Below are 21,696 nucleotides of genomic sequence, written 5' to 3'. Positions count from 1 at the left end.
AACAACAAAAAATTAGCATTGTTCTGATATTTTCATTCAAAAGTATCACGTTTACTGGCTCTGGTCGCCAGATCCGCCGGTGAAAGAGCGATTAACCGTAGCGGGGCGCTCAGAAAACCGCCAGGGCGATGGATTTACACGCGTTGCCACTTCCCCTTGCCGTTGGCAATGCTATGATGGCGGTAATTTTCCTTATAACAACACCATGCGTTGAGACCTGAACATGCTTAAGAAGATCCTTTTCCCGTTGGTCGCCATGTTTATGCTGGCAGGATGCGCCACGCCGCCGACCACCATTGAAGTATCGCCGAAAATCACGCTGCCGCAGCAGGATCCGAGCCTGATGGGCGTGACCGTCAGCATCAACGGCGCCGACCAGCGTCCGGACCAGGCGCTGGCGAAAGTGACGCGCGACAACCAACAGGTCACCCTCACCGCCTCCCGCGACCTGCGCTTCCTGCTGCAGGAAGTGCTGGAGAAACAAATGACCGCGCGCGGCTATATGATTGGCCCGAACGGCGCAGTCGATCTGCAGATCATCGTCAACAAACTTTACGCTGACGTCTCCCAGGGCAACGTGCGCTACAACATCGCCACCAAAGCCGATATCGCCATCATCGCCACCGCGGCAAACGGCACCAAGATGACCAAAAACTACCGCGCCAGCTACTCGGTTGAAGGCGCCTTCCAGGCCTCGAACAAAAACATCGCTGATGCTGTCAACAGCGTCCTGACCGATACCATCGCCGATATGGCGCAGGACACCAGCATCCACGATTTCATCAAGCAAAACGCGCGTTAATGCCACCACGAACCCGGCCTCCGCCGGGTTCGTGCTTTATGCTATGTCCAGTCATTACTTACGCATTTTTCAGCAGCCTAAATCAGCGATTTTGCTGATCCTCGGCTTCGCCTCCGGTCTGCCGCTGGCCCTCACCTCCGGTACCCTGCAGGCCTGGATGACGGTGGAAAATATCGATCTGAAAACGATCGGTTTTTTCTCGCTGGTCGGCCAGGCCTATGTCTTTAAATTTCTCTGGTCCCCGCTGATGGACCGCTACACGCCGCCGTTTCTCGGCCGACGTCGAGGCTGGCTGGTCACCACCCAGATCCTGCTCCTGCTGGCCATCGCGGCGATGGGCTTTCTTGAGCCCGTCTCCCAGCTGCGCTGGATGGCGGCGCTGGCGGTGGTGATCGCCTTCTGTTCAGCGTCGCAGGACATTGTCTTTGACGCCTGGAAAACCGACGTTCTGCCGGCGGAAGAGCGCGGCGCCGGCGCCGCGATCAGCGTGCTGGGCTATCGCCTCGGGATGCTGGTCTCCGGTGGTCTGGCCCTGTGGCTCGCCGACCGCTATCTCGGCTGGCAGGGGATGTACTGGCTGATGGCGGCGCTGCTGGTGCCCTGCATCATCGCCACGCTGCTGGCGCCCGAGCCGAGCGACGTCATCCCGGTTCCCCGATCGCTGGAGCAGGCGGTGGTTGCACCGCTGCGCGATTTTTTCGGCCGCAACAACGCCTGGCTTATTCTGTTGCTCATCGTTCTTTATAAGCTTGGCGATGCGTTTGCCATGAGCCTGACCACCACCTTTCTCATCCGCGGCGTCGGTTTTGACGCCGGTGAAGTGGGGATGGTGAACAAAACCTTAGGCCTGTTCGCCACCATTCTCGGCGCCCTGTACGGCGGCGTCCTGATGCAGCGGCTGACGCTGTTCCGGGCGCTGCTGATCTTCGGTCTGCTGCAGGGGGTCTCCAACGCCGGCTACTGGCTGCTGTCGATTACCGATAAGCACCTCTATTCCATGGCGACCGCGGTATTCTTTGAGAACCTGTGCGGGGGAATGGGCACGGCGGCGTTTGTGGCGCTGCTGATGACGCTGTGCAACAAGTCGTTCTCCGCCACCCAGTTCGCGCTGCTCTCGGCGCTGTCCGCGGTTGGCCGCGTGTACGTCGGGCCGATTGCCGGCTGGTTCGTCGAGGCCCACGGCTGGTCCACCTTCTATCTCTTCTCTGTGGTCGCGGCGGTGCCGGGGATCGCGCTGCTGCTGCTGTGTCGGCAAACGCTCGAGCATACCCAACGCACGGCAAGCTTTATACCGCGTAGCGAATATCCGCAGGCCTATGCGCTGGCGCTGAGGATCCTGACGCTGGGCTGCCTGCTGCTGGCGGTATGGCTGGGTCTGCTGATCCTCAACGCGCTGGATTATACGTCGTTCAGCTTCCTGTCCGGCCTGCTGGAGGTTGCCGCGCTGACGGCCGTTGGCGGTATTTTGCTCGGCGGCCTGCTCGACTACCTGGCGCTGCGTAAAACCCACCTGATTTAAGGACGCTGCATCATTATTAGCCGTTGTAATTACGAAACGTAATTATAACGGCTTATTAACGCTTTTATATTGCCCGCCGCGCTATTTGTTGTTTTGTGCGTTTTTGTTTTCTGGAAATTATTGACAGTTTTTATTCGATTCTTTAAATAATTTAACCGATTCAGCTAAGCCGATTTTATTTTACGTTTCCACAATGTCTTTTATTTGATAATTAAATGTTAAACAATTGTTCTAATTTTTGGGTGGTTATGCCCATTCGCCGCTAAGCACTCCTTTTCTTATCCCTTTCGTTATCGATCCCACGAAAATCAGGCTTTGCAAGCGATTACGTAACACTACGTAACATATGTGACAAAGCAAGCAGAAGCCGCTAACACAGAACTGACAGAGATCCAATCATGTTTACAGTAATGCAACCTTACCGTAAAATGCCCGTACACTTTAAACGCCACCAGATCCCGTGGAATTGAGGTCGTTCAATGAGACTCAGGAAATACAATAAAAGTTTGGGATGGATGTCATTAATCGCAGGTACTGTATTACTCAGTGGTTGTGATTCTGCACTCCTTGACCCAAAAGGACAGATTGGACTGGAGCAACGCTCTTTGATTCTGACGGCCTTCGGCCTGATGATGATTGTCGTTATTCCCGCCGTCTTGATGGCAGTAGGATTTGCCTGGAAGTATCGCGCGAGCAATAAAGATGCGAAGTATAGCCCGAACTGGTCACACTCCAATAAAGTGGAAGCTGTGGTCTGGACGGTACCTATTCTGATCATCCTGTTCCTGGCCGTTCTGACCTGGAAAACCACTCACGCACTGGAGCCAAGCAAACCGCTTGTCCATGACGAGAAACCAATCACCATCGAAGTCGTATCGATGGACTGGAAATGGTTCTTTATCTATCCGGAACAGGGTATTGCTACCGTTAACGAAATCGCCTTCCCGGCGAACGTACCGGTACACTTCAAAGTGACCTCTAACTCGGTGATGAACTCGTTCTTTATTCCGCGCTTAGGCAGCCAGATCTACGCAATGGCCGGGATGCAGACTCAGCTGCACCTCATTGCTGACGAAGCTGGTACTTATGACGGTATCTCCGCTAGCTACAGTGGCCCGGGCTTCTCTGGTATGAAGTTCAAAGCGATTGCTACCCCGGATCGTGCAACTTTCGATCAGTGGGTTGAAAAAGCGAAACAGTCTCCGAACGCTATGGACTCTATGGCCGCGTTCGAGAAAGTGGCTGTGCCTAGCGAATATAACAAAGTGGAATACTTCTCTAACGTGAAGCCGGATCTGTTCAAAGATGTTGTGAACAAATTCATGTCTCACGAGAGCATGAACATGTCCAAACCTGAAGGCGAGCATGCCGCTCACGACGGGATGGAAGGCATGGACATGAGCCACGCGGAAACCGCTCACTAAGGGGCCGAGGAAGAAAACGATGTTCGGAAAACTTACACTGGATGCAGTGCCCTACCACGAACCTATTATCGTGGTAACGGTGGCTGCGATTATCATTGGGGGACTGGCGCTTCTGGCGGCCATCACTTACTTCGGTAAGTGGTCCTACCTATGGAACGAGTGGCTGACCTCTGTCGACCACAAACGTCTCGGTATCATGTACGTTATCGTGGCAATCGTCATGCTGCTGCGTGGCTTTGCTGACGCCATCATGATGCGTAGCCAGCAGGTGCTGGCCTCGGCCGGGGAAGCAGGCTTCCTGCCGCCTCATCACTACGATCAGATCTTTACCGCCCACGGCGTTATCATGATCTTCTTCGTGGCGATGCCGTTCGTTATCGGTCTGATGAACCTGGTGGTTCCGCTTCAGCTCGGCGCACGCGACGTAGCCTTCCCGTTCCTCAACAACCTGAGCTTCTGGTTCACCGTTGTGGGCGTGATTCTGGTTAACCTGTCTCTGGGCGTCGGTGAGTTCGCGCAGACCGGTTGGCTGGCCTATCCGCCGCTGTCGGGAATTGAGTACAGTCCTGGCGTAGGGGTCGACTACTGGATTTGGGCGCTGCAGCTCTCCGGTATCGGTACTACCCTGACCGGTATTAACTTCTTCGTGACCATTATCAAGATGCGCGCCCCGGGCATGACCATGTTCAAGATGCCGGTATTCTCCTGGGCATCTCTGTGCGCTAACATCCTGATTATCGCCTCTTTCCCAATTCTGACCGTCACCATCGCGCTGCTGACCCTAGATCGTTACCTGGGCACCCATTTCTTTACCAACGATATGGGTGGCAACATGATGATGTACATCAACCTGATTTGGGCCTGGGGTCACCCGGAAGTGTACATCCTGGTTCTGCCGGTGTTCGGGGTCTTCTCCGAAATCGCCGCGACCTTCTCGCGTAAGCGTCTGTTCGGTTACACCTCTCTGGTGTGGGCAACCGTCTGTATTACCGTTCTGTCGTTCATCGTTTGGCTGCACCACTTCTTCACCATGGGTGCCGGCGCAAACGTAAACGCCTTCTTCGGTATTACCACCATGATTATCGCGATCCCGACCGGGGTTAAGATCTTCAACTGGCTGTTCACCATGTATCAGGGTCGCATCGTCTTCAACTCGGCGATGATGTGGACTATCGGCTTTATCGTGACCTTCTCCGTAGGTGGGATGACCGGCGTGCTGCTGGCGGTACCGGGCGCGGACTTCGTTCTGCACAACAGCCTGTTCCTGATCGCGCACTTCCATAACGTTATCATCGGCGGCGTGGTATTCGGTTGCTTCGCAGGTCTGACCTACTGGTGGCCGAAAGCCTTTGGCTTCACCCTGAACGAAACCTGGGGCAAACGCGCTTTCTGGTTCTGGATCATCGGCTTCTTCGTAGCATTTATGCCGCTGTACGTGCTGGGCTTCATGGGGATGACCCGTCGTCTGAGCCAGCAGATCGATCCGCAGTTCCACCCGATGCTGGTTGTTGCAGCTTGCGGTGCGGCGCTGATCGCCTGCGGTATCCTGTGCCAGCTGATTCAGTTCTACGTCTCTATTCGCGACCGCGATCAGAACCGTGACCTGACCGGTGACCCGTGGGGTGGCCGTACGCTGGAGTGGGCAACCTCTTCTCCACCGCCGTTCTACAACTTCGCTATCGTTCCTCAGGTTCACGAGCGTGACGCCTTCTGGGAAATGAAAGAGAAAGGTGAAGCGTACAAACAGCCTGCTCACTATGAAGAAATTCATATGCCGAAAAACAGCGGCGCCGGCATCGTCATTGCCGCCTTCGCGACGGTATTTGGTTTCGCCATGATCTGGCATATCTGGTGGATGGCGATCGCCAGCTTCATCGGCATCGTAGCGACCTGGATTATTAAGAGCTTTGACGAGGACGTGGATTACTACGTACCGGTTGCAGAAGTCGAAAAACTGGAAAAACAGCATTTCGATGAGATTAACAAAGCAGGGCTGAAAAATGGCAACTGATACTCTTGCGCATACTGCCCACGCGCATGAACACGGGCACCATGATACAGGACCGATGAAGGTATTCGGTTTCTGGATCTACCTGATGAGCGACTGCATTATCTTCGCTACGCTGTTTGCTACCTATGCCGTTCTGGTGAACGGCACGGCCGGCGGACCGACTGGCAAAGATATTTTCGAACTGCCGTTCGTTCTGGTTGAAACCGCACTGCTGCTGTTCAGCTCCATCACCTACGGCATGGCGGCTATCGCCATGTACAAAAACAACAAGAGCCAGGTGGTTTCCTGGCTGGCGTTGACCTGGCTGTTTGGCGCCGGATTTATCGGGATGGAAATCTATGAATTCCATCACCTGATCATGGAAGGCTTTGGTCCGGATCGTAGTGGCTTCCTGTCCGCGTTCTTCGCGCTGGTCGGCACCCACGGTCTGCACGTGACCTCTGGCCTTATCTGGATGGCGGTGCTGATGTTCCAGGTTTCACGTCGTGGCCTGACCAGCACTAACCGCACGCGTATCCTGTGCCTGAGCCTGTTCTGGCACTTCCTGGACGTCGTGTGGATCTGCGTGTTCTCGGTTGTCTATCTGATGGGGGCGATGTAATGAGTCATTCTACCGATCATAGCGGCGCTTCTCACGGCAGCGTGAAGAGCTACATGACAGGATTTATCCTGTCCATCATCCTGACGGTCATTCCGTTCGCCATGGTGATGAGTGGCTCCGCCTCGCATGCGGTTATCCTTGGCACCATTCTGGTGACCGCTGTGGTGCAGATCGTGGTACACCTCGTGTACTTCCTGCATATGAACAGCAAGTCCGATGAAGGCTGGAACCTGACCGCATTTATCTTCACCGTAATCATCATTGCGATCGTGGTTGTCGGCTCCATCTGGATTATGTGGAACCTGAACTACAACATGATGATGCACTAAGAGCGGCGAGTATGTTTAAGCAATACCTGCAAGTTACGAAACCAGGCATTATTTTTGGCAACCTGATCTCCGTGATCGGCGGTTTCCTGCTGGCTTCCAAAGGCCACATCGACTATCCGCTGTTCGTCTGGACGCTCCTTGGAGTATCCCTGGTGGTCGCCTCGGGTTGTGTATTCAACAACTACATCGACCGGGACATCGATCGTAAGATGGAACGGACGAAAAACCGGGTGCTGGTCAAAGGGCTGATCTCGCCAGAAGCTTCGCTGGTGTACGCCACCTTGCTGGGTATTGCTGGCTTTATGCTGCTGTGGTTCGGCGCAAATCCGCTGGCCTGCTGGCTGGGGGTGATGGGGTTCGTGGTTTATGTCGGCGTCTACAGCCTGTACATGAAACGCCACTCTGTCTACGGCACGCTGATTGGCTCACTCTCCGGCGCCGCGCCGCCGGTGATTGGCTACTGCGCGGTCACCGGTGATTTCGACAGCGGTGCGGCGATCCTGCTGGCTATCTTTAGCCTGTGGCAGATGCCTCACTCCTACGCCATCGCGATTTTCCGCTTTAAGGATTATCAGGCGGCGAATATTCCGGTGCTGCCGGTGGTGAAAGGCATTTCGGTCGCCAAAAACCATATTACGCTGTACATCGTCGCCTTTGCCGTTGCGACCCTGATGCTCTCGCTGGGCGGTTACGCCGGGTATAAATACCTGGTCGTGGCGGCAGCGGTCAGCGTCTGGTGGCTGGGTATGGCGCTGCGTGGCTACAAAGTGGCAGATGACAAAGTCTGGGCGCGCAAGCTGTTCGTCTTTTCCATCGTCGCCATCACTGCGCTGTCCGTGATGATGTCCGTTGACTTTATGGTGCCGGATTCACATAGCCTGCTGGCTTACGTGAGATAATCTCGCTCTCCAGTACGATATAAAGCCCCGTTTTGACGGGGCTTTTTCTTTTCTGTTGCAAATTGGTTCCTTTCTCATTTCATACTTCCCCTCCCCTCCCCCGCATCGGTTTCGCTATCTCACGCCCAAAAAATGAGGAAAAAATGAGCTTGTGCTAACCGGGTATCGCTCGCGCCGCACGCGCCCGCGATGCTACTTTTCGCCTCGGGTTTACACCCGTTTGGGAAATATTCACTACAAGGAATCGCAATGAAAGAATTAACACTGAACGAAATGGAGTACATCTCCGGCGGCTTTAACCTGTTCGGCGCGGCCAACGGCTTCGCCAGCTTTGTCGCCAACTCTGCCGTCGGCTTCACCTCGTTTGTCCTCACCTCCGGTACCGCCTTCGCCTCATTCGTTGGCGACAGCGCGATGGCGTTTGGTTCCTTCCTGACCGGTCAGACAAACTGGGAAACCTTTGTGACCACCGGTAAGGAAAACTGGGGTAGCTTCGTCAATACCGCCGGCACCAGCTGGAACACCTTTGTCGATAACGCCGCCAGCGACTGGAGCAGCTTCCTCAACAAAGCGTCAGCCTAAGCGACGTCTCGCCGAGGGCAGCGCATCGGCTGCCCTGTTTAACTCACCAGCATCGCCTGCGCGCTATAGAGCAGATCAAGGTGGTCGCGGCATAACGCGTCCAGCGAAGTCCGCGATTGATGACTGGTCAGACTTAACGCTCCCCACCAGGTCCCTTCCCTGTCGGTTAACGGTACCGCCAGCACCAGCATACCAATCTCAAACTCCTGCTCGATAGTGGCATACCCCTGACGCCGCACCTGGGCAATCTTCTCCATCAACGACGCGACGTCGGTCACCGTATAGGGCGTGCGTTGTTCCCGGGTAATGCGCTGTAGAACCGCTTCACACTCTGCTTCCGGCAGCGAAGCCAGCCATAACCGCCCCCCGGCGGTACAAAAGATGGGCACCCGCTCCCCAAGCCTAACCGACGTGGAGTTAAATGGCGTGTGACGGCTGCGGGCGATATAGACCAGTTCATCTTCATCCACCACCCCCACCGAGGCGTGCTCCTCGGTCCGGCTGGCGATGTATTCGACAATCGGCCGCACCATGCGGGGAAACTGCGCCGAATCGACGTAGGCCTGACCAAGCCGCAGCGTCTTCGGGGTAAGCCAGTAATAGCGCCCATCGGTTTGCAAATAGCGCTCATGCAGCAGCGTCAACAGAAAACGTCGTGCCGCGCTTTGCGTCAGGCCGCTCATTTTCGCCGCCTGAGCGACGGTGAGCTTTGGGCAGGTTTTAGAAAAAAGCTGGATGAGCGCCAACCCTTTTTGTAAACCGACGATCAGATCGCGAGGATGAATGGTGTTTTGCATATTCGCTCACATTTTTGCAACATCATTATCGATTTCCTGCGATTATCGCAGCGATGGTGCGATTAACAACCGACATGTCCGAATTCTGCGTTGTCGCTCCCAGCTTCCACTGAAATACTTTCACAACATTCATTTAACAAACGAGGTTTGCAATGGTCAGTGGAACTACCCAGGTTGTCGCCGTGATTGGTCATCCGATTACCCAGGTGAAATCACCGGATAACTTCAACCGCTACTTTGCCGAACAGCACATGGACAGCGTCATGATCCCGGTGGATATCGCCCCGGACGCGGTGGCCGCCTACCTCAACGCCCTGCGCGGCTGGCAGAACATGAGCGGCGTGCTGGTGACGGTGCCGCATAAACAACGCGCCGCCGCGCTGGTCGACGAGCTTACGCCGCGCGCCCGCCGACTCAACGCAATCAATGTGATCCGCAAGCTGGCGGATGGCCGGTTACAGGGCGATATGCTGGACGGCGTCGGCTTTCTGCTCGCCGCCGAGGCACAGGGTTTTCAGCCGGCGGGTAAGCAGGCGTTGCTCTCCGGTTGCGGCGGCGTCGGCAGCGCCATCGCCTGGGGATTGTGCGAGGCGGGGCTCCGTCAGCTGGCTCTGCACGATCAAAACCCCGCCACCCGGCAACGCCTGCACGACCTTCTGGCTGAAGCCTTTCCGGCGGTGCGACTGAGCGCGCTGCCGGACATCCTGCACGGCGTCGATCTGCTGGTCAACGGCTCGCCGGCCGGCATGGCCGGATTTGATGCGCTGCCCCTGCCGCAGGCGCTGCTGGAGACCCTCGACAGCGCCACCCACGTGGCTGACGTTGTCACCGCCCCGGTGATGACGCCGTTGCTCACCTTCGCCGCCGCCCGCGGCTGCCGGGTACAGACCGGGCCGGAAATGGCGCTGGCGCAGATGACGCTGATGGGCCAGTTTATCGGCGCCATCCCGCCGGCGCAGGGAGCGGCGGCATGAAGAGCTGGGACGTGATCGTCATCGGCAGCGGCGCCGCTGGCTTTGCCGCCGCGGTCACCGCCAGCTGCAAAGGGCTGTCGGTGCTGATGTTGGAGAAAGCCGGTCAGTTCGGCGGCACCTCGGCCATCTCTGGCGGCGCCGTGTGGCTGCACGATACCGACCAGGCGCGCGCCGCGGGCAAAAGCGGTAGCGCCGAAGCGATCAAAACCTATCTGCGAACCATTATCGGCGAGGACCACTACCGCGAAGATATCGCCGAGGCGTTTGTCAGCGCCGGGCGAGAGGCCCTCGCCTTTCTGGAGCGCGAGGGGGCGGTGAAATATAGCCTGCGCCCACTCTCACCTGATTACTATCCGGATGAGCCCGGCGCTGTCGACGTCGGGCGGGCGCTGGAGGTGGTGGAGTATGACGGCCGTGAACTGGGTGACGCGTTTCGCGACCTGCGTTCACCGCCGCCGGGGATGCTGCTGTTTGGCGGAATGATGGTCAACCGCGTCGACATTCAACATTTTCTCGATATGCGTCGCTCGCTGCGCTCCCTGGCCCATTGCACCCGACTGCTGCTGCGCTACGCCCGCGACCGGGTGACATACCCTCGCGGCACCCGCCTGGCGATGGGCAATGCCCTGATTGCCCGCATGGCGACCACGGCGCTGCGTAAAGGCATGAGCCTGCGGCTGAATGTCAATGTTCTGGCGCTGTGCGAAGCGCAAGGCGCGGTCACCGGGGTAGAGATTGAGTGTCAGGGGCAAAGAGAGACGCTGCACGCCCGGCGCGGGGTGGTGCTGGCCGCAGGCGGTTTTGCCGCTGGCGCGCTGGCGGCGCGCTATCGGCCTGACACCCGAGAGCACTTCACCATGTCGCCGCCGGCCAATGATGGCGCTGCGCTGCGTCTCGCGGCGGCGCTTAACGCTCGCGAGGGAGCCGATCGGGCATCCAACTTTTTCTGGGCGCCGGTATCGGTGCTGACCCGGGCCGACGGCAGCGAGGAGCGCTTCCCCCACCTGGTGACCGACCGGGCCAAGCCGGGCGTGATTGCCGTCAATCAGCGGGCGGTACGCTTCGTTAATGAGTCCAGCTCCTATCACCATTTTGCCAGCGCGATGCAGCGTGCCGCGGAGAATGCCCCCTGCTTTTTACTGTGCGACGCCCAGGCGATGAAGCGTTACGGCCTCGGGCTGGCGCGCCCGGCGCCGGTGAACAATGACGCCCTGATCGCCGCCGGCTATCTGCACAAAGCCGACACCCTGGCCGCGCTGGCGCAGCAGCTTGGGCTGGATGCCCACGCCCTGAGCGAGACGGTCGCCCGCTACAATCGTGACGCCGCGCAGGGCGTGGACCGTGAGTTTGCCAAAGGCGGCAACAGCTATAACCGGGCGATGGGCGATCCGGGCCATCACCCTGACGCCTGCAACGCTCCCCTGCTCAGCGCGCCGTTCTATGCCATCAAACTCTATACCGGCGATCTGGGGACTTCCCGGGGTCTGGTCACCACCGCCGATGCCCAGGTCGTCAACGCCGAAGGAAAGCCTATCGCGGGGCTGTACGCGGTGGGAAACGACATGGATTCGCTGATGGCCGGCACCTACCCGGGTCCCGGCATCACCCTTGGCCCGGGGCTGACGTTTGGCTACCTCGCCGCCTGCCATCTGGCGCAACCCGCCACCCACTAATCAGGAAAACATCATGATCTACGAAAAACGCACCTACACCATCAATCCGCTGAAAATGGCCGACTGGCTGGCGCTGTACCAAAGCGATGCCCTGGCGGTGCAAACTGACCATCTCGGCAAACTGATCGGCTTCTTTTTTACCGAGATCGGCGTGGTCAATCAGGTAGTGCACATCTGGGCTTACGAAAGCCTGGACGATCGCCTGGTACGCCGCGCGCGGATGGCCCAGGACGAGCGCTGGCAGACCTTCTCGCGGAAAAATCGCGAACTGGCCGCCGTGGAGCGCCTCGAGTCGGTGCTGATGCGCCCCACCGCTTTTTCACCATTGCAGTAAGGAGTCCATCATGAGCGGGCCTGTGAAGGTGGATATGCTGGTGGTCGGCTCCGGCGCGGCGGGACTCTCTGCCGCGGTCACCGCGGCAATGCACGGCGCCAGCGTCATGGTGGCGGAGAAGGCGTCAGTGCTCGGCGGAACCAGCGCCTGGTCCGGCGGCTGGCTGTGGATCCCCCGTAACCCGCTGGCGCGGGCGGAGGGCATCGACGAAGCGGCCGATGCTCCGCTGACCTATCTGCAGCATGAGATGGGGGGCGAAGCCGCCGACGTTCGCCTGCAGACTTTCCTCCGTCACGGGCCGGAAATGGTGGATTTTTTTCATCAGCGGACGGCGGTGAAGTTTCTGTCGGGCAGCGCCATGCCGGACTTTCACGCGTCGCCGGGCGCGGCGAACGGTGGGCGGTCGGTCACCGCTCAGCCCTACGATGGCCGCCTGCTCGGCGACTGGCTCCACCGACTGCGGCCGCCGCTGGAGACCATCAGCCTGGCCGGGATGGGCATCGCCGGCGGCGCGGACATGGCGCATTTTTTTAACGCCACCCGCTCGCCGCGCTCCGCGCTGTATGCCGCCCGCCGCCTGCTGCGCCACGGCTGGCAGCGGCTGCGCGCCGGACGGGGGCAGCATCTGGTCAATGGCAATGCGCTGGTCGCCCGTCTGCTGCGATCCGCCCTCGACGCCGGAGTGCGCTTTCAACTCAATGCGCCTGCGGTTCGGCTGCTGCAGGGGCCGCAGGGCGTGTCCGGCGCGGTGCTGCGCAGCGATGACGGGGAGATGCACGTCGAAGCGGGCGCCGTGGTGCTGGCCTGCGGCGGTTTTCCCCACGATCGGCAGCGCCTGGCGCAAATGGTGCCTCACGCCGCGGAGGGCTACGGCCATTTCTCCGCCGCGCCGCCTGACAATCAGGGCGAGGGGATCCGCCTTGGCGAATCCGTCGGCGGCCAGTTCGATACCCGCCTGCGCCACCCGCTGGCCTGGGCGCCGGTGTCCCGCGTCACCCTCGCCAGCGGCCAGCAGCTGATGTTTCCCCATCTGGTGGAGCGAGCCAAGCCCGGGGTGATCGCCGTCCTGCCTAACGGCAAACGCTTTGTTAACGAGGCCGATTCCTATCACGACTTTATCGCCGCCCTGCTGGCGGCGACGCCCGTGGGCGACACGCCGCAGGCCTGGCTGCTGGCCGATCGGCGCGCGCTGCGCCGCTATGGCCTGGGCCACGCCAGGCCCTTCCCGTTCACCCCTACCGCCTGGCTGCGTACCGGCTATCTGCTGCGAGGAAACACCCTGGCCGAGCTGGCGAAACGGTGCGCCATCGATACCGATGCGCTGGCGGAAACCGTTGAACGCTTTAATCACTTCGCCAGCACCGGTGAAGACGTCGATTTTCACCGCGGCGCATCGGCCTATAACCGCGCGCAGGGTGACCATCAGGTGACGCTCGGACCGCTGCGCGAAGGGCCGTTCTTCGCGGTGCGCATTCTGCCCGGCTCACTGGGCACCTTCAGCGGATTGCAAACCGACGAACACGCTCGGGTGCTGGACGGGCAGCAGCAGCCGATACCGGGCCTGTTCGCCATCGGCAACGACATGTCGAGCGTGATGCGCGGCTATTACCCCAGCGGAGGGATCACCCTCGGGCCGGCGATGACTTTCGGCTACCTGGTGGGCAAAAAACTGGCTGAAAACACAATAAAAACAAAACAATAAAAACCAGGGACGGCAATACCCCTGGCTAACTTCACCTGCAACTGAACCGGAGCCATTTATGAACATGCGTACCCTATCGCTCGCCGCGCTGAGCCTGCTCGATGTCTCTCCCCCCGAACAGGTGCGGATAGCGGCCAGAACCGGTTTTACCCACGTGGGTCTGCGGCTGCTGCCCGCCACCCCCGCCGACCCGGACTACGATATGCTGGGCGATACCCCCGCCGTCCGCGCGACCCTGGCCGCGCTGATGGAAACCGGCATCCGCGTCTCGGACGTGGAGATCGTCCGCCTGAGCCCGGGGTTTACCCTCGACGATCGGCTGCAGCGCTTTATGGAGACCGCCGCGCGGCTTGGCGCCGGGCAGGTGTTAGTCGCCGGGAATGACGACAACCTGCAGCGCAGCGCCGACAACCTGGCCACTCTCGCCGCGGCCGGCCGCCCGTTTGGCCTGACCATGAACCTTGAGCCAATGCCCTGGACCCAGCTGCGCACGATCGCCGATGCGCAGGCGCTGATCGCCGCCAGCGGGCGGGAGGATATCGGCATCCTGGTGGACGCCCTTCATTTCTGGCGCGCGGGAGAATCGCTCGCCGCCCTCTCCAGCCTGCCCGCGCATCATCTGAACTATATGCAGCTCTGCGATGGCGCGGCGCAGCGGCCGGAAAGCGAGCAGGAGCTCATCCGCCAGGCCCGCTCAGCGCGCAACGTGCCGGGGGAAGGCGGTTTGGATCTGCACGGTCTGATGTCGGCTCTGCCGGCGACGCTGCCGGTCTCCCTCGAGGTGCCGCTCGACGGCGAGCAGGGCGCCCTGCCGCCCCTCCAGCGGGCGCAATTACTGTTCACTGCCGCGCAGCCCTACCTGCGCTCCTGCGCATAAGGAATCCGCTATGACACAGACTCAACGCCTGGATGTCAGAGAGTTAATTAACCGTAACCCGCTGAGCCGCTTTCAAAAGCAGATTATTTTTCTCGGCTTTTGCGTTATCGCTCTCGATGGGTTTGATATCGCGATCATGGGCTTTATCGCCCCGACGCTGAAGCTGGAGTGGGGAGTAAGCAACCACCAGCTGGGCCTGGTGATCAGCGCCGCGCTGATCGGCCTCGCGCTGGGCGCTATTTTCTCTGGCCCGCTCGCCGACTGGCTGGGACGCAAAAAGATCATCATCAACAGCGTCTTCTTCTTCGGTTTCTGGACCATCGCCACCGCCTTCTCGCACAACATTGAGCAGATGATGTTCTTCCGCTTTATGACCGGCCTTGGACTGGGCGCCGCGATGCCGAACATCGGGACGCTGGTGTCGGAATACGCTCCGGAACGCCAGCGCTCATTTATTATTACCGTCATCTTCTGCGGCTTCACCTTCGGCGCGGCGGCCGGAGGATTCACCGCATCATGGCTGATCCCGCAGTTTGGCTGGCACTCGCTGATGGCGCTCGGCGGCATTCTGCCGCTGCTGTTTGCCCCCCTGCTTATCTGGCGGCTGCCGGAATCGGTTCGTTTTCTGGTGATCAAACAAGCGCCAGCGGCGCGCATTCGCGCCATCCTTAATCGTCTTTATCCCGGACAAATCAGCGACAACGTGACGTTTATCCTGCCGGCGCAGCCGGCGGCCGGCAACGCGATGCGCATTGTGCTTTCCCGCCAGTACGGCTTTGGCTCGTTGATGCTATGGCTGGTCTATTTTATGGGGCTGTTCCTGGTCTATATTCTCGGCAGCTGGCTGCCAACGCTGGTTAAGGAGGTCGGGCTTACCGTCAGCCAGGCGGCCGTGATGACGGCGATCTACCAGGCGGGAGGCACACTCGGCTCGCTGTTTGCCGGCTGGCTGATGGACCGCATCAATCCCCATCGCGCGCTGGGAATGATCTACGCCGTCGGCGGCCTGTTTACCATGGCGATGGGCTACGCCGCGGGCAGCTTTGCCTTGCTCTGCATGCTGGCGTTTATCAGCGGCGCCTGCCTGAACGGCGCCAATACGGGCATGAACGCCCTCTCCGCCCGTTACTACCCCACGCAGGCGCGGGCGACCGGCTCCAGCTGGATGCACGGCGTCGGGCGGATCGGCGCGATCCTCAGCGCCTTTGCCGGCGCTGAGATGATGGCGCTCAACCTGCCCTTCGAAAGCGTCTTTTTGATCCTCGGCATCCCGGCTGCCCTCACCGTCGCAGGCCTGGCGGCGAAGGGCATCTTCGCCGCAGGTAATCCTCCCGCCGCTTCGCCAGCCCCCGCGTCTGTGCGCGGAGCGTAATGCGGTATCCTTCCTCCGGTGCAATCTGCGGATTGCACCGCGCGCTGCGGCTAAAAAGAACATTTATTTCATCTTGCCGTGTAACGAAAAGCGCTCCGCAACCGTCCGGCCTGCACCCATTGCCGTTGTTTCCCCTCTCCTCTTTTCAAGCCAGCAGAAAATAAACTTCTGCTTATTCGATCCCCTTCGCATATATGAAAAATAAATTCCACATAACAATTGAAACAGAACAAACATTTCCTTAAGTTTAGGTCAGTTTATCCGGATGCGCGTTGCCGCAGGCGTCGGCATTGAGCGCCTCAGAGTGCGAATGATTTCAAAAAGGAGAGCACCATGTTAAACGGTCTGAAACCCTTATCCCGTTCCCTGCGTTGGGGCATGGTCGGCGGCGGGGGAACCAGCCAGATCGGCTACAGCCACCGCTGTGCGGCGCTGCGTGACAATGTTTACACCCTGCTGGCCGGCGCGCTTGACGTTGATGCCGAGCGCGGGCGCGCGTTTGGTGAGCAGCTGGGCATCGCGCCGGAGCGCTGCTACGCCGACTACCAGACCCTGTTTCGTGAAGAAGCCCGCCGTCCTGACGGGATCGAGGTCGTCTCGGTCACCACCCCGAACAATACCCATTTCGCCATCACCAAAGCGGCGCTGGAAGCGGGCCTCCACGTCATCTGTGAAAAGCCCCTCTGCTTTACCGCCGAAGAGGCGCGCGAGCTGGTGGACCTGAGCAAAAAACAGAACAAAATCGTCGGCGTCACCTACGGCTACGCCGGCTATCAGATGATCCAGCAGGCGCGGCAGATGATTGCCGATGGGCTGCTCGGCGAGATCCGCATCGTCAATATGCAGTTCGCCCACGGCTTTCATAACCAGGCCGTCGAGCTGCAGGCAGAATCCACCCGCTGGCGCGTAACGCCGAAGTTCGCCGGGCCCAGCTATGTGCTGGGGGATCTGGCCACCCATCCGCTGTTTGTCGCCGAAACCATGGCGCCGCAGCTCAATATCAAACGGCTGATGTGCTCCCGCCAGAGCTTTGTCCCCTCCCGCGCGCCGCTGGAAGATAACGCCTTTGTCCTGATGGAGTATGACAACGGCGCGGTTGGCTCGATGTGGACCAGCGCGGTGAACAGCGGCGCCATGCACTCGCAAAAAGTGCGCATCGTCGGCGAAAAGGCGAGTATCGAATGGTGGGATGAGCATCCTAACCAGCTCAGCTATGAGGTGCAGGGCGAGCCGGCGCGCATTCTGGAACGCGGGATGCCCTACCTGAGCGCAAACGCGCTGGCGGACGATCGCATCGGCGGCGGCCACCCGGAAGGGCTGTTTGAAGCCTGGGCCAATCTCTATCGCCGCTATGCGCAGGCGATTGACGCCACGGACCGTGACGATCGCGCCTTCCTGCAAGACTTCTGGTATCCGGACGTCGAAGCCGGGCTGCACGGCGTCTACTGGGTCGAGCAGTGCGTCAAATCGGCTGATGCCGGCAGCCAGTGGGTTGACTTTACTTTACCTTAATTTTCCCCCTCGCCAGTGGAGTCCCCCTCCACTGGTTTATTGATTTTTACCAACTTGTCGCATCACGCAACAGCCCCGTAATATCTGTTAAACAAACATTTATTTACGCTTCTTACCCCCCGCCGCTACACTAGGCGCAGTTTTTATATTGAGGTGGTAATGAACGATAACAAAATGACGCCAGGGGAACTGCGCGCGACCTGGGGTTTGGGGACGGTATTCTCCCTGCGCATGCTTGGCATGTTTATGGTCCTGCCGGTTCTGACCACGTATGGCATGGCATTGCAGGGCGCCAGTGAAGCGCTGATTGGCCTGGCGATCGGCATCTACGGTCTGGCGCAGGCGGTGTTCCAGATCCCCTTCGGACTGTTATCTGACCGTATTGGCCGTAAGCCGTTGATCGTCGGCGGCCTGCTTATCTTCGTGCTCGGCAGCGTCATCGCCGCGCTCACCGACTCCATTTGGGGCATCATTCTTGGCCGCGCCCTGCAGGGTTCCGGCGCCATCGCCGCCGCGGTCATGGCCCTGCTCTCCGATCTCACCCGCGAACAGAACCGCACCAAAGCGATGGCGTTTATTGGCGTCAGCTTCGGCGTCACTTTCGCTATCGCCATGGTGCTGGGGCCGATTATTACCCATCAGCTGGGCCTGCACGCCCTGTTCTGGATGATCGCCATCCTGGCGACCGTCGGCATCCTGCTCACCCTGTGGGTGGTTCCCAACAGCCAGAATCATGTGCTTAACCGCGAATCCGGGATGGTGAAAGGCTGCTTTAGCAAGGTGCTGGCGGAGCCGCGCCTGCTGAAGCTCAACTTTGGCATCATGTGCCTGCACATCATGCTGATGTCCACGTTTGTCGCGCTGCCCGGACAGCTGGAGGCTGCCGGCTTCCCGGCCGCCGAGCACTGGAAGATTTACCTGGTCACCATGGTTATCTCCTTCATCTCGGTGGTGCCGTTTATTATCTACGCCGAAGTGAAGCGCAAGATGAAGCGCGTCTTTTTGCTCTGCGTGGCCATCCTGCTGATTGCGGAAATTGTCCTCTGGGGCGCCGGAGGCTACTTCTGGGAGCTGGTAGCGGGCGTGCAGCTCTTCTTCCTGGCGTTTAACCTGCTGGAAGCGCTACTGCCGTCATTGATTAGCAAAGAGTCGCCGGCGGGCTATAAAGGCACCGCGATGGGCGTCTACTCCACCAGCCAGTTCCTCGGGGTGGCGATTGGCGGCGCCCTTGGCGGCTGGGTCGATGGTTTCTTTGATTCACAGACCGTGTTTCTGCTGGGCGCGCTGCTGGCGATGCTGTGGCTGCTGGTGGCCAGCACCATGAGCGAGCCGCCCTACGTCAGCAGTCTGCGGGTGGAGGTACCGGACGGCGTGGTGGTCGACAGCGCGCTGCAGGCGCGTCTGCTCAGCGCCAGCGGGGTTCATCAGGCGCTGGTGGTGCCCGAGGAGCGCTCGGTGTATATCAAAATCGACAGCAAGGTCACCAACCGCTTCGAGATAGAGCAGCTCATCAAAGGGGTATAAAAAAAGCGGGGAATTCCCCGCTTTTTGCTGTCAGTCTGCCGCCTTAGTCGCGGAAGTTTTTGAACTGGAACGGTTGTCCCAGATCGCCACCGCGCACCAGCGCCATCACCGACTGCAGATCGTCGCGGGACTTACCGGTCACGCGGATCTCTTCGCCCTGAATCTGGGCCTGCACTTTCAGCTTGCTGTCTTTGATCAGTTTAACGATCTTCTTCTGCACCGCGCTTTCAATGCCCTGTTTCAGCTTCGCTTCAACAAACCAGGTTTTACCGCTGTGTACGATATCTTCCGGCACGTCGAGGGAGGTGCCTTCAATGCCGCGCTTGAGCAGCTTGGCGCGCAGGATATCCAGCAGCTGATTCACCTGGAAGTCAGACTCGCTCAGCACTTTAATGGTCTTGTTGGCGTCGTTTAATTCAAACGTGGCTTCAACGCCACGAAAATCAAAACGCGACTCGACTTCGCGGCTCGCGTTGTCCACCGCGTTACGGGCTTCCTGAAGATCAACTTCAGAGACAATATCGAAAGATGGCATCTTTTCCTCTCCTTCCGTTTCTTTTGCGTTGCATAATACCTGCAACGCGGCATAACTCAACTTGTTATCCCGGAAGCTTAGCTGATTACGCAACGCTCGCGCTATTTTCCCCATGCTGCCCGACGACGCCGAAACCCCCTTTCCGTCCGACGATGCGAAAAGCGACGAGATATACTTTAGCCATCAGCGCCTGGGGTAGCGGCAGATGAGGAGGAACAATGAAAGTAACCGTACTGGGATGCGGTGCACTGGGACAACTATGGCTGACCGCGTTGTGCAAACAGGGACATGAAGTCCAGGGCTGGCTACGCGTACCGCAGCCATTCTGTAGCGTCAACGTCATTGAAACCGACGGCTCGGTGTTCAACGAGTCGCTGACGGCCAACGACCCCGATTTTCTTGCCAGCAGCGAGCTGCTGATTGTCACCTTAAAAGCCTGGCAGGTTTCAAACGCGGTGAAGCACCTGGCCGCGATCCTGCCGGTCACCACGCCGATTGTGCTGGTGCATAACGGCATGGGAACCGTCGAGGAGCTGCGCAGCGTGAAACAGCCGTTGCTGCTGGCCTCCACCACCCAGGCGGCGCGCCGCGACGGGAATGTCATCATCCACGTCGCCCAGGGCACCACGCATATCGGGCCGGCGAAAAGCTACGAAGAGGACTACAGCTACCTCGCTGAAGTGCTGCAGAGCGTGCTGCCGGATGTCGCCTGGCACAACAATATCTTCTCGGCCACCTGGCGCAAGCTGGCGGTTAACTGCGTGATTAACCCCCTGACCGCGCTAAAAGGGTGTAAAAACGGCGATCTGCGCGACTATCCGCAGGAAGTTGCGGCCATTTGTCGCGAGGTGGCGGCAGTGATGGAGCGCGAAGGTATTCATACCTCGGCGGAAAACCTGCTATTTTATGTCGAACAGGTGATTGAAAGTACGGCAGAAAATATCTCATCCATGCTGCAGGACGTTCGCGCCCAGCGGCACACGGAGATCGACTATATCACCGGTTTTCTGCTCAACCGCGCCCGCGCCCACGGCGTTGCCGTACCGGAAAACGCCCGCTTATTTGAACTGGTCAAGCGTAAGGAGAATGAATATGAGCGCGTCGGCACTGATTTGCCTCGCCCCTGGTAGCGAAGAGACCGAAGCGGTCACCACCATCGACCTGCTGGTCCGCGGCGGAGTCAAAGTGACCACCGCCAGCGTCGCCAGCGACGGCAACCTGACCATCGTCTGCTCGCGCGGCGTCAAACTGCTGGCGGATGCCCCGCTGGTCGAGGTGGCCGATGGCGATTTCGATATCATCGTCCTCCCGGGCGGTATCAAGGGCGCAGAGTGCTTCCGCGACAGCCCGTTGCTGGTGGAAACCGTCCGACAGTTCCATCTCTCCGGGCGCATTGTGGCCGCCATCTGTGCCGCCCCGGCGACCGTGCTGGTGCCCCATCAGCTGTTCCCGATCGGCAACATGACCGGTTTTCCGGCGCTGAAGGATCATATCCCCGCCGATCAGTGGCAGGATAAACGGGTGGTCTGGGATCCACGGGTGAATCTGTTAACCAGCCAGGCGCCGGGAACATCGATTGATTTCGCCCTGAAAATGATCGATCTGCTGGTGGGGCGCGAGAAAGCGTATGAAGTCGCCTCGCAGCTGGTGATGGCCGCCGGCATCTATAATTACTACGAAGCCTGATAGCCGGTCCGCGCCGCGGACTGGCTCCCCCTTTTCCTGAGGAGTCGTAGCATGTCCGGAAGCGCAACCGATTCTCGCGATCTTGTTATCAGCCGCCTGCTCAGCGCGCCCGTCCCTGCCCTGTGGCGCGCGTGGGCCGACCCGGCATTACTCAAAACCTGGTGGTGCCCGAAGCCCTGGCAAACCGAGGTGCTGGCCTTTGATTTTCGCGCCGGCGGGGCCTTTCACACCGTGATGCACGGCCCTGACGGTGAACGCAGCGATAACCCCGGCTGTTTTCTTGAGGTTATCCCGCAACAAAAAATCGTCATGACCTCGATGCTGACGGCGGATTATCGTCCCGCCGTTTCCCCCTTCGCGATGACGGCCATCATCACCTTTGCCGATGAACAGGGCGGGTGTCGCTATACGGCCACGGTGCTGCATGCCGACGATGAAACCCGCGAGCAGCATGAGCAGATGGGATTTTTCGAGGGCTGGAATATTGTCATCGATCAGCTGAATGACCTGGCGCTGACCCTGCGCTAATACACGCCCCTGCCA

Annotated in this window: 21 protein-coding genes; 19 read left to right on the top strand and 2 right to left on the bottom strand. The window is 59.2% G+C overall.

Going from position 1 to position 21,696, the window contains the following annotated elements; genetic code table 11:
• Nucleotides 1–223: 223 nt before the first annotated feature.
• From ACOI7D_RS17610 to ACOI7D_RS17575, 8 genes are all read left to right on the top strand, one after another.
• On the top strand, nucleotides 224–802 hold the full coding sequence (locus tag ACOI7D_RS17610; RefSeq protein ID WP_004204800.1) for a lipoprotein: 579 nt from the start codon (nucleotides 224–226) through the stop codon (nucleotides 800–802).
• Nucleotides 803–845: 43 nt separating this feature from the next.
• The gene (gene ampG, locus ACOI7D_RS17605) at nucleotides 846–2,321 is read left to right on the top strand and encodes a muropeptide MFS transporter AmpG (protein ID WP_109546604.1); all 1,476 of its coding nucleotides are present in this window, start codon (nucleotides 846–848) and stop codon (nucleotides 2,319–2,321) included.
• A 479-nt stretch (nucleotides 2,322–2,800) separates the two neighbouring features.
• Nucleotides 2,801–3,745: a cytochrome o ubiquinol oxidase subunit II gene (cyoA, locus tag ACOI7D_RS17600; protein ID WP_004204802.1), complete on the top strand. Its 945-nt coding sequence runs from the start codon at nucleotides 2,801–2,803 to the stop codon at nucleotides 3,743–3,745.
• 19 nt (nucleotides 3,746–3,764) lie between these two features.
• Nucleotides 3,765–5,756, top strand: a complete 1,992-nt coding sequence (gene cyoB, locus ACOI7D_RS17595; protein WP_004204804.1) for a cytochrome o ubiquinol oxidase subunit I — start codon at nucleotides 3,765–3,767, stop codon at nucleotides 5,754–5,756.
• Nucleotides 5,746–6,357: a cytochrome o ubiquinol oxidase subunit III gene (locus ACOI7D_RS17590; RefSeq protein ID WP_002891635.1), complete on the top strand. Its 612-nt coding sequence runs from the start codon at nucleotides 5,746–5,748 to the stop codon at nucleotides 6,355–6,357. The genes cyoB and ACOI7D_RS17590 overlap by 11 nt, the downstream gene beginning before the upstream one ends.
• Complete coding sequence (locus ACOI7D_RS17585; RefSeq protein WP_002891634.1) at nucleotides 6,357–6,686, top strand: cytochrome o ubiquinol oxidase subunit IV; 330 nt, start codon at nucleotides 6,357–6,359, stop codon at nucleotides 6,684–6,686. Before ACOI7D_RS17590 ends, ACOI7D_RS17585 begins: the two co-directional genes overlap by 1 nt.
• An 11-nt stretch (nucleotides 6,687–6,697) precedes the next feature.
• Entirely contained in the window at nucleotides 6,698–7,585 is an 888-nt protein-coding gene (gene cyoE / locus ACOI7D_RS17580; RefSeq protein WP_002891629.1) for a heme o synthase, read from the top strand.
• A gap of 249 nt (nucleotides 7,586–7,834) precedes the next feature.
• On the top strand, nucleotides 7,835–8,167 hold the full coding sequence (locus ACOI7D_RS17575; RefSeq protein ID WP_023288611.1) for a hypothetical protein: 333 nt from the start codon (nucleotides 7,835–7,837) through the stop codon (nucleotides 8,165–8,167).
• Between the two features lie 38 nt (nucleotides 8,168–8,205).
• Here ACOI7D_RS17575 and ACOI7D_RS17570 read toward each other — a convergent pair whose 3' ends face one another.
• The gene (locus ACOI7D_RS17570; RefSeq protein WP_064155197.1) at nucleotides 8,206–8,964 is read right to left on the bottom strand and encodes an IclR family transcriptional regulator domain-containing protein; all 759 of its coding nucleotides are present in this window, start codon (nucleotides 8,962–8,964) and stop codon (nucleotides 8,206–8,208) included.
• A gap of 152 nt (nucleotides 8,965–9,116) precedes the next feature.
• Between ACOI7D_RS17570 and ACOI7D_RS17565 the strand changes: the two genes are divergently transcribed.
• From ACOI7D_RS17565 to ACOI7D_RS17530, 8 genes are all read left to right on the top strand, one after another.
• Complete coding sequence (locus ACOI7D_RS17565; protein ID WP_109546605.1) at nucleotides 9,117–9,938, top strand: shikimate dehydrogenase family protein; 822 nt, start codon at nucleotides 9,117–9,119, stop codon at nucleotides 9,936–9,938.
• On the top strand, nucleotides 9,935–11,611 hold the full coding sequence (locus ACOI7D_RS17560; protein ID WP_109546606.1) for an FAD-dependent oxidoreductase: 1,677 nt from the start codon (nucleotides 9,935–9,937) through the stop codon (nucleotides 11,609–11,611). The genes ACOI7D_RS17565 and ACOI7D_RS17560 overlap by 4 nt, the downstream gene beginning before the upstream one ends.
• Before the next feature lie 13 nt (nucleotides 11,612–11,624).
• Nucleotides 11,625–11,945 (top strand): NIPSNAP family protein, encoded by a 321-nt coding sequence (locus tag ACOI7D_RS17555; RefSeq protein WP_004204812.1) that lies wholly within the window; start codon nucleotides 11,625–11,627, stop codon nucleotides 11,943–11,945.
• Nucleotides 11,946–11,955: 10 nt separating this feature from the next.
• Nucleotides 11,956–13,647 carry an FAD-dependent oxidoreductase gene (locus ACOI7D_RS17550; protein ID WP_109546607.1) on the top strand — a complete coding sequence of 564 codons (1,692 nt, stop codon included), beginning with the start codon at nucleotides 11,956–11,958 and terminating at the stop codon, nucleotides 13,645–13,647.
• Nucleotides 13,648–13,705: 58 nt separating this feature from the next.
• Nucleotides 13,706–14,524, top strand: a complete 819-nt coding sequence (locus tag ACOI7D_RS17545) for a sugar phosphate isomerase/epimerase family protein (protein ID WP_032453585.1) — start codon at nucleotides 13,706–13,708, stop codon at nucleotides 14,522–14,524.
• Between the two features lie 10 nt (nucleotides 14,525–14,534).
• Nucleotides 14,535–15,896 carry an MFS transporter gene (locus ACOI7D_RS17540; RefSeq protein WP_017898923.1) on the top strand — a complete coding sequence of 454 codons (1,362 nt, stop codon included), beginning with the start codon at nucleotides 14,535–14,537 and terminating at the stop codon, nucleotides 15,894–15,896.
• 333 nt (nucleotides 15,897–16,229) lie between these two features.
• A complete protein-coding gene (locus ACOI7D_RS17535; protein ID WP_023288604.1) occupies nucleotides 16,230–17,408 on the top strand; it encodes a Gfo/Idh/MocA family protein in 1,179 nt (392 codons plus the stop codon).
• A 159-nt stretch (nucleotides 17,409–17,567) separates the two neighbouring features.
• Nucleotides 17,568–18,932, top strand: coding sequence for an MFS transporter (locus tag ACOI7D_RS17530; RefSeq protein WP_023288603.1), 1,365 nt, complete (start codon nucleotides 17,568–17,570; stop codon nucleotides 18,930–18,932).
• A gap of 43 nt (nucleotides 18,933–18,975) precedes the next feature.
• Here the strand turns inward: ACOI7D_RS17530 and ACOI7D_RS17525 are convergent, their stop codons facing one another.
• Nucleotides 18,976–19,467 carry a YajQ family cyclic di-GMP-binding protein gene (locus ACOI7D_RS17525; RefSeq protein ID WP_002891465.1) on the bottom strand — a complete coding sequence of 164 codons (492 nt, stop codon included), beginning with the start codon at nucleotides 19,465–19,467 and terminating at the stop codon, nucleotides 18,976–18,978.
• Between the two features lie 218 nt (nucleotides 19,468–19,685).
• Between ACOI7D_RS17525 and panE the strand changes: the two genes are divergently transcribed.
• Genes panE through ACOI7D_RS17510 form a run of 3 tightly spaced genes read left to right on the top strand, consistent with a single transcriptional unit; the run spans nucleotide 19,686 to nucleotide 21,681 of the window.
• A complete protein-coding gene (gene panE, locus ACOI7D_RS17520; RefSeq protein WP_023288602.1) occupies nucleotides 19,686–20,597 on the top strand; it encodes a 2-dehydropantoate 2-reductase in 912 nt (303 codons plus the stop codon).
• On the top strand, nucleotides 20,560–21,153 hold the full coding sequence (gene yajL / locus ACOI7D_RS17515; RefSeq protein ID WP_023288601.1) for a protein deglycase YajL: 594 nt from the start codon (nucleotides 20,560–20,562) through the stop codon (nucleotides 21,151–21,153). The genes panE and yajL overlap by 38 nt, the downstream gene beginning before the upstream one ends.
• 51 nt (nucleotides 21,154–21,204) lie before the next feature.
• Nucleotides 21,205–21,681, top strand: a complete 477-nt coding sequence (locus ACOI7D_RS17510; RefSeq protein WP_101989268.1) for an SRPBCC family protein — start codon at nucleotides 21,205–21,207, stop codon at nucleotides 21,679–21,681.
• Nucleotides 21,682–21,696: the final 15 nt, after the last annotated feature.

It is taken from the genome of Klebsiella sp. C360 (genome assembly GCF_048822415.1).
Taxonomy (GTDB): domain Bacteria; phylum Pseudomonadota; class Gammaproteobacteria; order Enterobacterales; family Enterobacteriaceae; genus Klebsiella; species Klebsiella quasipneumoniae.
The sequence above is the reverse complement of the archived record's forward strand: the minus strand, read 5'-3'. Positions and strand labels throughout refer to the sequence as shown.